This window comes from Streptococcus oralis subsp. tigurinus, from assembly GCF_002096275.1.
GTDB classification, from domain to species: domain Bacteria; phylum Bacillota; class Bacilli; order Lactobacillales; family Streptococcaceae; genus Streptococcus; species Streptococcus oralis_CN.
This window is the reverse complement of the sequence record NZ_NCUG01000016.1, coordinates 167099-179949: the sequence shown is the minus strand read 5'-3', so window position 1 is coordinate 179949 and position 12851 is coordinate 167099. Positions and strand designations below refer to the sequence as shown.

The 12851-nt window shown below is 36.0% G+C and carries 19 protein-coding genes and 4 pseudogenes; all 23 read right to left on the bottom strand.

Annotation, left to right across the window (positions count from 1 at the left end; all coding sequences use genetic code 11):
- Positions 1-39 precede the first annotated feature (39 nt).
- Positions 40-519, bottom strand: coding sequence for a ribosome maturation factor RimP (gene rimP, locus B7725_RS03705; protein ID WP_000338690.1), 480 nt, complete (start codon positions 517-519; stop codon positions 40-42).
- A 126-nt stretch (positions 520-645) separates the two neighbouring features.
- Positions 646-1281, bottom strand: a complete 636-nt coding sequence (gene trmB, locus B7725_RS03700; protein ID WP_084874621.1) for a tRNA (guanosine(46)-N7)-methyltransferase TrmB — start codon at positions 1279-1281, stop codon at positions 646-648.
- A complete protein-coding gene (ccrZ, locus tag B7725_RS03695; RefSeq protein ID WP_084874619.1) occupies positions 1278-2072 on the bottom strand; it encodes a cell cycle regulator CcrZ in 795 nt (264 codons plus the stop codon). The genes trmB and ccrZ overlap by 4 nt, the downstream gene beginning before the upstream one ends.
- A gap of 162 nt (positions 2073-2234) precedes the next feature.
- Positions 2235-2845, bottom strand: a pseudogene (locus B7725_RS03690) (lysostaphin resistance A-like protein).
- A 30-nt stretch (positions 2846-2875) separates the two neighbouring features.
- Positions 2876-3124, bottom strand: coding sequence for an immunity protein BlpZ (gene blpZ, locus B7725_RS03685; RefSeq protein ID WP_000276510.1), 249 nt, complete (start codon positions 3122-3124; stop codon positions 2876-2878).
- Positions 3125-3166: 42 nt separating this feature from the next.
- On the bottom strand, positions 3167-3856 hold the full coding sequence (locus B7725_RS03680) for a CPBP family intramembrane glutamic endopeptidase (protein WP_000760539.1): 690 nt from the start codon (positions 3854-3856) through the stop codon (positions 3167-3169).
- A 31-nt stretch (positions 3857-3887) separates the two neighbouring features.
- Positions 3888-4121, bottom strand: coding sequence for a ComC/BlpC family leader-containing pheromone/bacteriocin (locus tag B7725_RS03675; RefSeq protein WP_000379953.1), 234 nt, complete (start codon positions 4119-4121; stop codon positions 3888-3890).
- Positions 4122-4474: 353 nt separating this feature from the next.
- A pseudogene (locus B7725_RS03665) lies at positions 4475-4759 on the bottom strand (lysostaphin resistance A-like protein); the annotation flags it as partial.
- Between the two features lie 696 nt (positions 4760-5455).
- Positions 5456-5545, bottom strand: a complete 90-nt coding sequence (locus B7725_RS10100) for a bacteriocin (RefSeq protein ID WP_239823768.1) — start codon at positions 5543-5545, stop codon at positions 5456-5458.
- A gap of 15 nt (positions 5546-5560) precedes the next feature.
- Positions 5561-5809, bottom strand: a pseudogene (locus B7725_RS03650) (Blp family class II bacteriocin).
- Positions 5810-6059: 250 nt separating this feature from the next.
- Complete coding sequence (locus tag B7725_RS03645; RefSeq protein ID WP_084874616.1) at positions 6060-7085, bottom strand: thioredoxin domain-containing protein; 1026 nt, start codon at positions 7083-7085, stop codon at positions 6060-6062.
- 845 nt (positions 7086-7930) lie between these two features.
- Complete coding sequence (locus tag B7725_RS03640; RefSeq protein WP_084874614.1) at positions 7931-8125, bottom strand: Blp family class II bacteriocin; 195 nt, start codon at positions 8123-8125, stop codon at positions 7931-7933.
- A gap of 57 nt (positions 8126-8182) precedes the next feature.
- Positions 8183-8368: a bacteriocin class II family protein gene (locus B7725_RS03635; RefSeq protein WP_084874612.1), complete on the bottom strand. Its 186-nt coding sequence runs from the start codon at positions 8366-8368 to the stop codon at positions 8183-8185.
- A 309-nt stretch (positions 8369-8677) separates the two neighbouring features.
- Positions 8678-8974: a bacteriocin immunity family protein gene (locus B7725_RS03630; RefSeq protein WP_084874610.1), complete on the bottom strand. Its 297-nt coding sequence runs from the start codon at positions 8972-8974 to the stop codon at positions 8678-8680.
- On the bottom strand, positions 8974-9195 hold the full coding sequence (locus B7725_RS03625; RefSeq protein WP_001049877.1) for a leucocin A/sakacin P family class II bacteriocin: 222 nt from the start codon (positions 9193-9195) through the stop codon (positions 8974-8976). The genes B7725_RS03630 and B7725_RS03625 overlap by 1 nt, the downstream gene beginning before the upstream one ends.
- Positions 9196-9435: 240 nt before the next feature.
- Positions 9436-10126 (bottom strand): annotated as a pseudogene (locus B7725_RS03620) (lysostaphin resistance A-like protein).
- A gap of 324 nt (positions 10127-10450) precedes the next feature.
- Complete coding sequence (gene blpZ / locus B7725_RS03615; RefSeq protein ID WP_000276518.1) at positions 10451-10699, bottom strand: immunity protein BlpZ; 249 nt, start codon at positions 10697-10699, stop codon at positions 10451-10453.
- A 79-nt stretch (positions 10700-10778) separates the two neighbouring features.
- Positions 10779-10997 carry a hypothetical protein gene (locus tag B7725_RS03610; RefSeq protein ID WP_000438252.1) on the bottom strand — a complete coding sequence of 73 codons (219 nt, stop codon included), beginning with the start codon at positions 10995-10997 and terminating at the stop codon, positions 10779-10781.
- A 5-nt stretch (positions 10998-11002) separates the two neighbouring features.
- Entirely contained in the window at positions 11003-11377 is a 375-nt protein-coding gene (locus B7725_RS03605) for a hypothetical protein (protein WP_001270580.1), read from the bottom strand.
- 33 nt (positions 11378-11410) lie between these two features.
- Entirely contained in the window at positions 11411-11638 is a 228-nt protein-coding gene (locus tag B7725_RS03600) for a Blp family class II bacteriocin (protein WP_001093264.1), read from the bottom strand.
- Between the two features lie 201 nt (positions 11639-11839).
- Positions 11840-12244, bottom strand: coding sequence for a hypothetical protein (locus B7725_RS03595; protein ID WP_038804506.1), 405 nt, complete (start codon positions 12242-12244; stop codon positions 11840-11842).
- Positions 12245-12272: 28 nt separating this feature from the next.
- Complete coding sequence (locus B7725_RS03590; protein ID WP_000645118.1) at positions 12273-12593, bottom strand: hypothetical protein; 321 nt, start codon at positions 12591-12593, stop codon at positions 12273-12275.
- Positions 12594-12607: 14 nt separating this feature from the next.
- Complete coding sequence (locus tag B7725_RS03585) at positions 12608-12826, bottom strand: bacteriocin class II family protein (protein ID WP_084874608.1); 219 nt, start codon at positions 12824-12826, stop codon at positions 12608-12610.
- Positions 12827-12851: the final 25 nt, after the last annotated feature.

Below are 12851 nucleotides of genomic sequence, written 5' to 3'. Positions count from 1 at the left end.
TTCTTCACTTTTGAATCTTCAAAAGCTATCCTTTCTTTTCTATAATTTTACTGCTAAACGTGCTTTTGATACTAAACTGTATGGAATTTGGACAGTTTTCTTACGTGTTTTGTCCATATACTCCACAGTCAACTCATCGTCTTCAAAGGCCAACAAGGTTCCCTCAAAGACTTTCTGCTTGTCGATGGCTTGGTAGAGCCCGACATGGATGTATTTTCCAACTGCTCCAGCGACGGCATCCTTAGTTTTCAAAGGACGTTCCAAGCCTGGACTGGTGATTTCTAGGAAATATTGTTCTGGGAAGGGATCAGGCTTGATAGTATCAAGAACAGGACTGATGATTTCTGTCAGGTCTGCCGTGTCGTTCAAGGTAATTCCTTCGGGTTTATCTACAAAAATACTGAGAATCATGTCACTGCCAATCTTTCCATACTCGATATCCACGAGCTCGAAAGGCGCTTGGATGACAGGTTCTACAACTTCTCTGACTAATTCTACGATTGTTGCGATTGCGTCCACCTCCTCATAAGCAAGAGGCGAAGATATTTCCCCGCCTCTCTTTCTCATATTCTTACTATCAGTATAGCACGTTTGTCAATTTATGTAAAGCATAAGCACTCAAACAGCTGGTTTTCAAGCTATTTCTTAAAATTCTGCCTCAACTCGGTAGATCACTTGACCTTTGCTGGAGAATTTTTGCTCATACTCTGTCATGACATTGCCTTCAAAATCACTGGCATGTAAGTCTAGCCAAACCCCATTGAGTTTCATGCCGTACTGAGAAAAACTCACTAGACTGTACTCAAACAAGCCACGGTTATCTGTCTTGAAATGGATTTCCCCATTCTCAGGCAAGATACGCTTAAAGGTATCCAAGAAACTCTTGTAAGTCAAACGACGCTTTTCATGGCGCTTTTTAGGCCAAGGATCTGAAAAGTTTAGGTAGAGACGATCAATCTCACCGTCTTCAAAGTAGTCCGTCAAATCTGAACCATCTACCCACAACAACTTGATATTAGATACTCCAACTTCTAATACCTTATCCAAGGCATAACTTAATACCGACTTTTGGATGTCAATCCCGATATAGTTGATGTTAGGGTTTTGTTTGGCCATTCCAGATACAAAGGCCCCTTTCCCACTCCCAACTTCAACATGAATAGGATGATCATTTCCGAACAAGTCTCGCCATTTCCCTTTTGCTTCCAAGGGATTGAGGACCACATACTGGGGATTAGCCTCTAGTAATTCTGTCGCCCCTTTACGATTTCTAACTCTCATCTCTTCTTTCCATACTTGTCACGGAAGACACGCAAGGCATAAATCTCCCGGTTTACATTGTCTAAATCTTGATTTTCACAGTATTTGGCAATCTGGTTCAAGTAAGAATACTGACCATACCAATACAATTTATCTAACACTGTCTGATTGTACTTATAGCCGTAGTCTCTCAACCATTGGCGCCACTGATGATCCGGAATGTAGTGGCATAGCAAATGCGCCACATCAAACATACGATCCGTCAGACGAACCGAATCCCAATCCACTAGATAAACAAGTCCACTCTCTGTCTCAATCCAATTACTATGGCGAAGATCTCCATGCACAATCGTTGCATGGTCTTCCCTAAAACCCGGAACCGTCTTACCTAGCTCAGCAATCACACTATTCAAGTAGTGATTCTGTTGCAAGATTTCTGGAACTCCTTGTTGCCAAGAACGTAGCAAATCAACTGGTGTTTCCATGGTATATCCCAAACGGCTCAACTGCTTCATCAAGGGACGCGAGCGGTGAAGACGGTTCAAGATATTGATAATCTGCTTGCGATTCATATCGTAAGGGGTCAAGATTTTGCCCGTCAGCCATTCCTGAGCACACATATCACTGCCATCTGGCAAACGACGAGTCCATAGTAATTGAGGAGCGATTTGTTCTCTGGCTAGGCCAGGTAGGATTGGAGAGGTGTTCATTTTTACAAAAATGCGCTTCCCATCAGGGTAGCTTCCCATATAAGCTTTGCCACTCTTCCCAGGGATAGGGGTCAGCGTTAGCTCATTATCACCCAAGTCCATTTCTTTCCTCCGTATAAAGTTTCCTTACTATTCTACTAGTTTTTGGTCTATTCGTCAACCGCTCCACACCTGATTCTCAAAGAAAAGCATCTCAATTGGCTCAATCTATCATTATAGCTTAAAGAAGGCAAGCACCGTCTTCTGCTTACCTTTTCATGATTTTTAGAAATAAGTTAAAAGTGGCAAACTGTTGTAAAACATATGGACTAGAGTAGAAACCCATAAATTTTGGCTCTTTTTATAAGCAAAGCCCAGCAACAAGCCCCCAAGTAGATAATAGAAAAACGAAGGCACATCATAAGGTCCATGCATAAAAGAAAAGAGAGAGGAAGTCAGCACAAGCCCTAGCCAAGAATTTTCAAAAACCGCACCTTGAAGAATTCCTCTAAACATAAATTCCTCCTGGATAGGTGCCAAAACTGTGGCACTGACAATAAAGGAAAGCGAAAGTCCTTTACTCGTTTCCTCAAGGTGTTGAGCCGAGGCACCAGAAGCAACTGAGAAAAAAGCATGATAGCCTATATTTACCAGCATAGTGAGAAAAAAGATTCCAATAAAGAGCAAGAGTTGTTTCTTGCTTAAAATCCCAAAAGAAATCATATCAAACCATTTCGCATAGCCAAAACTAAGGAAAAGCAAGAGATTCTTTACAGCAATGAATGTGTACTGGTGTTGAAAATAATCTCCTTGATTGATGGAATAACCCGCTGCACCAAGGATTGCAAATACTAAAAATCCAAAAACAAGGCGTGGCACTTATTGAAAATGGCCATAAAGCTATCCTCCTCAACAAACAAACTTCCCTACAAGTCATCCTTGAGCTCTAGTCTTTCCAAAACAAACCATTTTAGTAACCAAAATCCGACAACATAGCCAGCCCCCAAAAATATAACTATAAAAGCTAGCATGGGATTTAGGAAATTAAAGACCACCGCAGACACAAAGGTTAGCACAAAAACATTAAAGGCAATGGTGTCAGAAGCCAAGACTAGAATATAGGGTGTCAACCAGTCTAAGGTTTTGGAATCTAGGAAAAATAAGTGTTTATACATGATGACCTCCTCTATAGCTAAAAAGCAAGCCTTTTGGTTTTTTCAACCCAAGACCCTATGTAGAAAAGTGAGCAAAAATGGTAAGGTCGCTACAATATTATTAATCACATGCACCGCATAGGATGGATAAATGCTCTTGGTATAGCGGGTCAAACCGGCAAAAATGATTCCAAATGTTGTAAAAACGAAAATATCTAGCAGACTAGGCAGACTTGAAAAATGAGGAAGAGCAAACAAAATGGAAGGAAGAAGCAAATCAAGGCCAAATCGCGAATGTTTAAAGAAGGCGTGTTGAAGTAATCCTCTATAAATCAATTCTTCCATCAGGGGCACTAGAAAGAACAGGGATATGTAGATACCCAATTCAGCAAAATTGGTTTCACTATAACCAATCAATACGGCCCAACCTTCAGCAGTTGACTGAACATGTTTAGCTGTCTGAACGTTAAAAGAGATCTGGAGCACTACCACTAATACTGTCAAAATCGAATACCAAAGCCATTTTTTTCTCGGAATTCGAAAGAGACAGCCATGGCCTGTCTTAACCAGAATCCAAATCATGACTCCACTAAATAGCAAACTCAAGATATTTTGAATCCAGAAGATATTTCCTACCTGAGAAGAAAATTGCCAATAGTTTTGAATGATAAGGGTTAGCTGAGAAAGTCCAAATACGAAAAATAGGTAAGACAAGACTGCACTTATTTTGAAGAGAAGCTGATACTTTTTCATAGAAATTCTTCCTCATTTCTCATATTTCAGCCTATATTCCACATAAATGAAAACCTGCTCCTATATAACCAAGGTCACGATAACCACGCGGGCAGTACCCACTTACTGGAAAAGGACCTGAATTTTTTAATATAGAAGGGTAAGAACCAAATGGACTTCCCTGATAAGCATACCCTCTATAAATATCAGATACATCTCCACCCTCTATATGATCAAGCATCTCAGTATCCATAATTTCAAATTGTGACAACATTTTTGTATCCATGACAAATACTCCTTTTTTATTTTTAATTTTTGTCTTGTTACAACTTTGACAAGTTTAGTATATCATCGTTTATTAATTTTTTTCATCCAAATCTTGAATTGTCATCGAAACATCTTGAATTACTCAAAGAGCACAATCTTCCCAATCAACTAATAAGAAGAGACTGGGACAAAAAGATTTTGATTTTAGGAATTCTATATTATAAATTTTTAAAATCGATAGATTAGACAAAAAAGCGAACAAGACAGAATTCTGAGTGTTAGATAACTGATTTTGTTCGCTTTTTATATTTAAGATTAGACTTTTGTCCCAGTCTCTTCTTAGAATCGATAATTATTTTTACTCCACTATTTTTAGCTAAATATCCTGTGTAAAAAAGTCAGCAAAAATGGTGATGTCGCGACAATATTATTGATAACATGCACCGCATAAGATGGATAAATGCTCTTGGTATAGCGGGTCAAACCGGCAAGGATGATTCCAAATGTTGCAAAGACGGAAATATCTAACAAACTAGGTAGGCTTGAAAAATGAGGAAGTGCAAATAAAATGGAAGGAAGGAGCAAATCAAGGCCAAATCGCGAATGTTTAAAAAAGGCGTGTTGAAGTAATCCTCTATAGATTAACTCTTCCATCAGTATACCTATTTGTGCTTTAGAGTGTGAAGCCACTTTATCCTCTAAACGTGTCTTACTATAACATTCCTGTTCTTTAAGCCACGATTTCGCTATGCCTTCTTCTCCCCGCTACCTCACGATAGTCAGGCTTGAGAATCGCTATTGAATTCATCGGTAGCGGGTGCACACGGAGGACTTACACATCAAATACACGACATGCCCGTCGTACTCAAAAAAGAAAGGACGAAATTCGTCCTTTCTCGATCTTAGCTTTTCTTCAACTCACTACAGTTGACAATGAGCCAAAGGATAGTTAATAACCTATTGAAGTGTCAAATGTTGCTAACTCCATTTATCTTCAAATTTAAATAGACACATTATCGGAGTTATCAGTAAGAAAAAATCTAACCAATTCAGATAATTCATAATATAGGATATAATACCAGCCATAACGAAAAGGTACAAAGCTGTACGATATCCTCTCTTTGGGTTTTTATCTGCCTTGGTGTTAAAAATAATGTACACACAACAAATTGCAATGAGTATAAGCTGAATCATAGTTTCATTTAACATATCAACACCCATTCCTTTTTTAAACTATTTTGGGGGTCTCAATCCAAAAGCTATAATGCCACCTACTATAGCGCCCCCTGTTGCGCAAATCAAGTAAGCTTGAGGGCCTCCAGCGATACAAGATTGTCCTGCCTGAAATGCACCCTACAAGGCTCCTACAACTACATCTCCTCCCAATCCACCTCCAGAAATATTACTTAATTCTTGATTGTCTACTATTTTGTAATCAAACATAATTTCTACTCCCTTCTATGGCCAAATATTATCAGCAATTGCAGTAAAAGCACCACCAAGTTTAGCTCCAGCCCAAGCACAGCCAGCAGTCATAGCCCATGCGGAACCACTAGTAAGGAGCCCTCCTACCGTACACATAGCAACTCCGATACCTGCTCCATAGACAGTTCCTTTTCCTACTGTTCCTCAATCAGTTCCTCCCTCAATGCTAGCCAGCATATCAGTATCCATAATCTCAAATTGTTCCATCATTTTTGTATCCATAACGAATACTTCCATTTTAATCTTAATTTTAATTTTTGTCCTGTTGCAACTTTGACAAGTTTAGTATATCACTGTATATTATATTTTTTCATCCAAATCTTGAATTGTCATCGAAACGTCTTGAATTGTTAAAAAATTTAAAAAGCAAGCATTAAAAACATACTTGCCCTTTCACTCTTGTCTATAGGCAAATTCTAGCCATATGTTATTACAAACAAATAATATCATTGCACCTGTTTACCATCTATTTTTATTTATGAATCTTTTGTTTCACTTTAATCATTATAGAAGCCATAAAAAACACGACAGCTAGCCGAATCAGTTGGTAACTTTCTTCCTCTCCTGTTTTCGGTAATAATTTTTCATTCGAAGTAATAGATTGGCTTCCCTTAACATCGGTTAAAGGAGTTTTATTTTCTTGAGCAGCATCAAAAATAGGTTTGAGAGTTTCCAATTGATTCTTATTGTCTAACATTGCTAAATCGCCAGATTGAGTAGTTTTAGCTTTGGAAGTTGAGTTTATACTCTCCACTTTCCCACTATTTTCACTATTAGAATTGGGATTATCATTGGATATTTTCATTTCGGTTCTTTTTTCATCACTCATACCTTTGCTTTCACTTACAACTTTATCACTAGTACTCATGCTGTCATTTCTGGTTTTCTCATCATGCACATTTTCAGTTACTGTTTCCTCGGACGATGCTATTGTTTCCGTTTGCTTAGGTGAGTTTCTCGAGTACATATAATCATAAACCTGTTGTGCAGTCGCTCCCCCACCAACCCATCCAGATATCGGACGTCCATTTCTTAAATACAAAATTGTTGGTGTTCCTGGAATACCGACTTTTTTAAATAGAAACTCTCTCGCTTCCCCATCAAAATCCTTACCATCCAAATCATAATACTCTAACTTCTTTTCAATCAAGTTATTAAATTCTTTCAATTCAGGAGAAAATTGACGACAATGAGAGCAAGTTTTTCTACCAAAATAAATAGTATGTTCCAATTGATCCTCTGTAAAAGATTGACGAACGGCTTCAATATCCACCTTTTTAAAGTCTGTAACATTCTTCTCATACTCTTCTGGGGTTACAACAGAAGGTTTATTCTCCACCTTTTCCTTAGTCGGTGGCAAATCTGGTGCCACAAGAGAACTATCATTAGTCTGTATAGAGGAAGAAGTAGTCTGCTCTTCTGCATATACAACACCCGTAGTAATAGATGCAAATACAAGTGGCACAAGTAATAGCGATTTTATATTTTGTTTCTTCATAAGAATACTCCTTTACATTTGTTAGCTTTATCTTACCTTATTTAAGATTACAAATTCATCTAAATCTTAAATGGTCATTGAAACGTCTTGAATTGTACAAACTTCATTAAAAAAGGTAAGTATTTCGAAAACACTTACCCTTTTTAATTGAGTTGTACCAAAGGTCTATTAAAAAGATGAATACTTGAAAACATCTACTATCATTCTGTTTTTTACACATTAAGCAAACCAGTTCTATAGTTTCATAATTTTTTCTTACTATGAACGTTCTTTATTTTTATATGCTTTATAATCTAATCTATGTTTTATTAGACTATAGATTGTAACAGGAGTACTCACCAGTACCACAATATTTTTCCAGAATTCCGTTGAAATCATGAGTACTCTTATACAAAGAAAAAGAGACATCAATGTTACTACAACTCGGGCAAATAAATCTAAATAATCTACATACTTTTTCATATCGATACTTCATCCTTCACTTTTATCTTAATATATGATAAGTAAGCAATTTTTTAATTCTAATACTAACTAACATCCCTCCCACTCTAAACAAGAGTACTGGAGTGTTATCTATTGACCAACCTATATTTAAACTATTCAGCAATATCAATATTACTTAGCATAAACTTCAAAAATTTTAAAAACTTTTATAAAAACTCTAAATTTTACATTAACCTATAAATTATCTGTTGTTTATACTCTTCGAAAAAACCTTCAAACCAGATCGGCACCACCTTTCAGTAGGTATATGTTACTGACTTCGTAAACCTTATCCACAACAAACAGTATTTTGAGCTATCTGTGACCAGCCTTCTAGCTTATTCTTTGTTTTTCATTAAGTATCAACTAACCGGGGTAGCACAAAAAAACATATTAGCCGCCGTGCCTACACCAAGCGCACCCCAAGGACCTGCAAATGCACCTCCAAATATCGCGCCTCCTGCTGTTCCTACTACACAACGCCAGTCTCCACCATTAACAGTTGAGAGTATCTCCACATCAACAACTTCAAATTTCTTGATATTATCCTTATTCATTTTTTTACCTCCAAATTCAGTTTAACATCACTATAAATACTAATATCCAAATAATTATTAACAGTAATAAGCGGCTGCTACCATACCTAAACCTATACCGCCCCAAGGACCTCCAAAAACAGCACCTACACTAATTCCAGCAGAAATTGCAGTTTCACAATCACCAAATTTTTTACCACCTTCAACGCAAGCAAGCATATCAGTATCCATAATCTCAAATTGTTCCATCATTTTTGTATTCATTACAAATACTCCTTTTATATTTTTTATTTTTGTCTTGTTGCAACTTTAACAAGTTTAGTATATCATTGTTTTTTTAAAATTTTTCATCCAAATCTTGAATTGTCATCGAAACATCTTGAATTGCAAAAACTTCATAAAAAAAGGTAAGTATTTCAAAAACACTTATCTTTTAATTTGAGTTTTTTATCTTGTTGCAACCTTGACAAGTTTAGTATAGTACTGTTTTAATTTTTTTCACTCAAATCCAGAGTCACAATAAAAATATTAGGAATACATAAACTATAATTAACATATCACCTATACTGTACCCTAGTATCCATATCTAATATTAGATAATTCTCTTAATTTTTTTATCTGATCAGACTGAATTTCAGATAAATGTAGCGCATTTTCAATTAATACATTTGAAATTTCAATGTTCATTCGACTAAGGGTATAAGGAATCGATATACTTCCTTTCTTTAATTCGCATTCGTAAGAAATCAATATATTTTTCAAAGGGAGAAGTTGAGAATCACATTTTATATTTTGAATAAGTTCTTCTAATATGATGATAGCTTCACGGCGTCTTTCAACCCCACCAGAAAACCACTTTAAACCTCTCATTATAGAGGTCCACCCGAATTCCAACCTGCATTCCCACCTGAAAATCCATTAACAATAGAATTAGTAAGAATTTTATTTATAGCTTCAGGCCAGTTTACCCAGCAACCTTTAGAGTTATCACAATATAAACCATTACCGTAATATATTGTTTTTCCTCCTACTTTACTCGCAAGCATCTCAGTATCCATAATCTCAAATTGTTCCATCATTTTTAGATTCATGACAAATACTCCTTTTCATTTTTAATTTTTGTCTTGTTACAACTTTGACAAGTTTAGTATACCATTGTTTTTTAAAATTTTTCACCCGAATCTTGAATTGTCATCGAAACGTCTTGAATTGCTCAAAGAGCACAATTTCCTTAGTCAACTAATAAGAAGTGAATAAAATTAAATTCTATTATTCAGAAATCTAATCTTATTCACTTCTCATAATCGATAATTATTTTTAATCTACTATTTTTAGCTAAATATCCTGTGTAAAAAAGTCAGCAAAAATGGTAATGTTGCGAAAATATTATTAATCACATGCACCGCATAGGATGGATAAATGCTCTTGGTATAGCGGGTCAAACCAGCAAAGATGATTCCAACTGTTGCAAAGGCGAAGATATCTAACAGACTAGGCAGGCTTGAAAAATGAGGGAGAGCAAATAAAATAGAAGGAAGAAGCAAATCAAGACCAAATCGCGAATCTTTAAAAAAGGCGTGTTGCAGTAATCCTCTATAGATTAACTCTTCCATCAGTGGAACCAGAAAGAACAGGGCTACATAAATACCTAGCTCTGCAAAGTTAGTCCCACTATAACCAATCAATACAGCCCAACCTGCAGCAGTTGACTGGACATGTTTAGCTGTCTGAACGTTAAAAGAGATCTGGAGCACTACCACTAATACTGTCAAAATCGAATACCAAAGCCATTTTTTTTCTTGGAATGCGAAAGAGATAACCATGGCCTGTCTTAACCAGAATCCAAATCATGACTCCGCTAAATAGCAAACTCAAGATATTTTGAATCCAGAAGAAATTGCCAATCTGGGAAGAAAATTGCCAATAATTTTGAACAATAGACGTCAGCTGAGAAAGACCAAATACGAAAAATAGGTAGGATAAAATTGCACTTGTTTTGAATAGAAGCTGATACTTTTTCATGTAATCCCTCCTTTATAAACTCGGAACATCTCTAATATAAACCATATTTCCCTAAATCCTTACTCTAAATCTTAAGTAGTGCTTGAGATTTCCTGAATGGTTAAAATAAGGGAAATTGGAAAACAGGAATATCTATGTCTTTATTTCAAAAAATCACTGCCTCCCCCAGATAAACCTGAGGAAAACAGTGATTCAGTTTTTAGGAATCAGGAATGAATGTAAGGAGATGCATTTGACATTTTTATAATAAAAATCAAAAAACAAGGTATAATCTTTATTGAAAACAGCCATAAAGGTAATCACTTAAACACTAAGTAAGCCTTCCTACAAGCCATTCTTTACCTCCAATCTCTCTAAAACAAACCATTTTAATAACCAAAATCCGACAACATAGCCAGCACCAAAGAATATAGCTATAAAAGCTATCATGGGATTCAAGAAATAGAAGATCACAACGGACACAAAGGTTAGCACAAAAACATTGAAGGCAATGGTGTCGGAAGCCAAGACTAGAATATAGGGTGTCAACCAGTCTAAGGTTTTTGAATATGGGAAAAATAAGTGTTTATACATGATATATTCCTATACAGTATAGAGAGTATAAACTCAAAGAAATACCCAGATTAATAACTCTCTATACTAACTCAATCCTCTAATGTGGCCATAAAACTGAAGCTGCTGCCCCACCAGCTGCGCAAATCAAATAAATCTGAGGAGTTGGGAAAGGGATTGTCTGCATACAAAGCGAAATCCCCTCAACTGCACCACCTACTCCACTTAAAAATGCATCTGCAAGTTGTTTATCACCAGCTGTTATCGTTGTTAGTTTTTCATCGGATAAAATGAAGAAATTATTGACTGATTGTTCCATTCTTTTCACACTTTCTTTATTAAATTAATTTGGCTAGTAGATAAAAGATAGATTAAGGCATTAAAGATAATGAAAATATGTCCGTAAAATAAAATCAACTTCGCATCCAAACCAAGATACAGTTTGACCATCACAAAGATAAGCAAAAGGATTTGAAACCATAACGTTTTTCCAAAAATAAATTTAAAGCGATTTCGAATTTCTACTTCCTTGATTTTTACCGTTACTCCTTTATTAGCAAGAAGGAAAACTCCTACTTCGAACAAGCCACTGTAGAGAACAATCCACCCAATCGATACATTAGAGATTTGCAAAAATGTCCCTAAAAGAATATCCAAAATACTAGTCAAGAAAATAACAACAAATAATCTATATCTCATATAAATCTCCTCCTTACTACTATCTTTAAAAGTTTAACTTGCCCTCAAAGCTCCCCAAACTGCTGTACAGAACTGTGCTCCTAAAATCCCTCCAGCAAGAGTTCCCACAACTGGGATAACACTCCCCAGAGCTGCACCTCCTATTGTACAAACTCCCAATGCTTGAACAACTTCTCCAGCCCCTACTTTATCTCCACCTTCAACGCAAGCGAGCATATCAGTATCCATAATCTCAAATTGTGACATCATTTTTGTATTCATGATAAATACTCCTTTTTTATTTTTAATTTTTAATTTTTAATTTTTGTCCTGTTGCAACCTTGACAAGTTTAGTATATCATTGTTTTTTAAAATTTTTCATCCAAATCTTGAATTGTCATCGAAACGTCTTGAATTGCAAAAACTTCATTATAAAAGGGTGAGTATTTCGAAAATACTCACCCTTTTATACTTCATTAACCTCTACTTTTTATAATACTTCAAACCCCAAATAAGCAAAAGCATGATAAGCAAGCATAGAACCGCGCCAATATAAGCGATTAGTTGTTGGTAAGATTCTCCTGCTGTGATACCTCTATACAAACAGATAATAGACATAAAGCCTGTCAAGCCGATGAACATGAGTTGATTGGTTCTAGGACTAACCAAATCATCATCTTCAAACTCTCTTATCTTCATTTCCCTAGTGAGATAAACAGTAGCCAAAATAGAAGCTAAGTTAATAACCACTAAAAGAAATTGGAAAACCAAGGAAAAATTTAAAAATTGACGAGATAGAAATAGATAAGTAGAGACAAGCAAGGGCAACTGCCCTAGGAACAATCTCGCAAGGAAGATGGTCCGTTTTTTTAAAAATATTTTTTTCATTGCTTTCTCCATTACAATTAAATGACATCTAATCATTTTCTAAAATTTGATAACTTTTGTGAAATGTTTTAGCAGAAACAACTCTATGATTGGTGATATCTATATAATCACCTGGATAACCAAGAACATACATTCCATAACCAGCGAATCCTCCTCCAACTGTTCCAACTAGACCAAACTTGATATTCGTTGCGAGAGAAGTGTTGAGACCTGCCATTAGAATGCGCACATGATTATCCAACCAAACCATATAATTTTTTTGAAAAGCTTCCTCTACCCAACTTGGTTTAGGAGTTGCTTGACCAATTTCCCAAACATCAACAATTTGATTCCCATATTTTGCCTTCATAGCTTCAATCCTTTTTAAATACCATTACATGAGTTTGGAGTTCCCCCTATACCATAAGGACCACATGGTTTTGAAAAATGTATAATAGGCCACTTACCATTTAATTGATCCAAAGTTGGAGAAGGTGCTAGCCCACCCAATAAACCAGCAATCATATCTCCCCAACCTCCTTCAACTTTCGCAAGCATATCAGTATTCATAATCTCAAATTGTTCCATCATTTTTGTATCTATGACAAATACTCTTTTTTAAAAAACT

Coding starts and splice junctions, on each gene's coding strand:
- ccrZ (WP_084874619.1), bottom strand. CDS start 2,072: ATGGACTTGGGTGATAATGAGCTAACGCTGACCCCTATCCCTGGGAAG.
- B7725_RS03600 (WP_001093264.1), bottom strand. CDS start 11,638: ATGAATACAAAAATGATGTCACAATTTGAGATTATGGATACTGATATG.
- B7725_RS03590 (WP_000645118.1), bottom strand. CDS start 12,593: ATGAAGGCAAAATATGGGAATCAAATTGTTGATGTTTGGGAAATTGGT.
- B7725_RS03675 (WP_000379953.1), bottom strand. CDS start 4,121: ATGGATACAAAAATGTTGTCACAATTTGAAATTATGGATACTGAGATG.
- B7725_RS03630 (WP_084874610.1), bottom strand. CDS start 8,974: ATGAGAGGTTTAAAGTGGTTTTCTGGTGGGGTTGAAAGACGCCGTGAA.
- B7725_RS03625 (WP_001049877.1), bottom strand. CDS start 9,195: ATGAATCTAAAAATGATGGAACAATTTGAGATTATGGATACTGAGATG.
- B7725_RS03645 (WP_084874616.1), bottom strand. CDS start 7,085: ATGAAGAAACAAAATATAAAATCGCTATTACTTGTGCCACTTGTATTT.
- B7725_RS10100 (WP_239823768.1), bottom strand. CDS start 5,545: ATGTTTGATTACAAAATAGTAGACAATCAAGAATTAAGTAATATTTCT.
- blpZ (WP_000276518.1), bottom strand. CDS start 10,699: ATGTATAAACACTTATTTTTCCCATATTCAAAAACCTTAGACTGGTTG.
- B7725_RS03610 (WP_000438252.1), bottom strand. CDS start 10,997: ATGGAACAATCAGTCAATAATTTCTTCATTTTATCCGATGAAAAACTA.
- blpZ (WP_000276510.1), bottom strand. CDS start 3,124: ATGTATAAACACTTATTTTTCCTAGATTCCAAAACCTTAGACTGGTTG.
- B7725_RS03680 (WP_000760539.1), bottom strand. CDS start 3,856: ATGAAAAAGTATCAGCTTCTCTTCAAAATAAGTGCAGTCTTGTCTTAC.
- B7725_RS03595 (WP_038804506.1), bottom strand. CDS start 12,244: ATGAAAAAAATATTTTTAAAAAAACGGACCATCTTCCTTGCGAGATTG.
- B7725_RS03605 (WP_001270580.1), bottom strand. CDS start 11,377: ATGAGATATAGATTATTTGTTGTTATTTTCTTGACTAGTATTTTGGAT.
- B7725_RS03635 (WP_084874612.1), bottom strand. CDS start 8,368: ATGAATACAAAAATGATGGAACAATTTGAGATTATGGATACTGATATG.
- trmB (WP_084874621.1), bottom strand. CDS start 1,281: ATGAGAGTTAGAAATCGTAAAGGGGCGACAGAATTACTAGAGGCTAAT.
- B7725_RS03640 (WP_084874614.1), bottom strand. CDS start 8,125: ATGAATAAGGATAATATCAAGAAATTTGAAGTTGTTGATGTGGAGATA.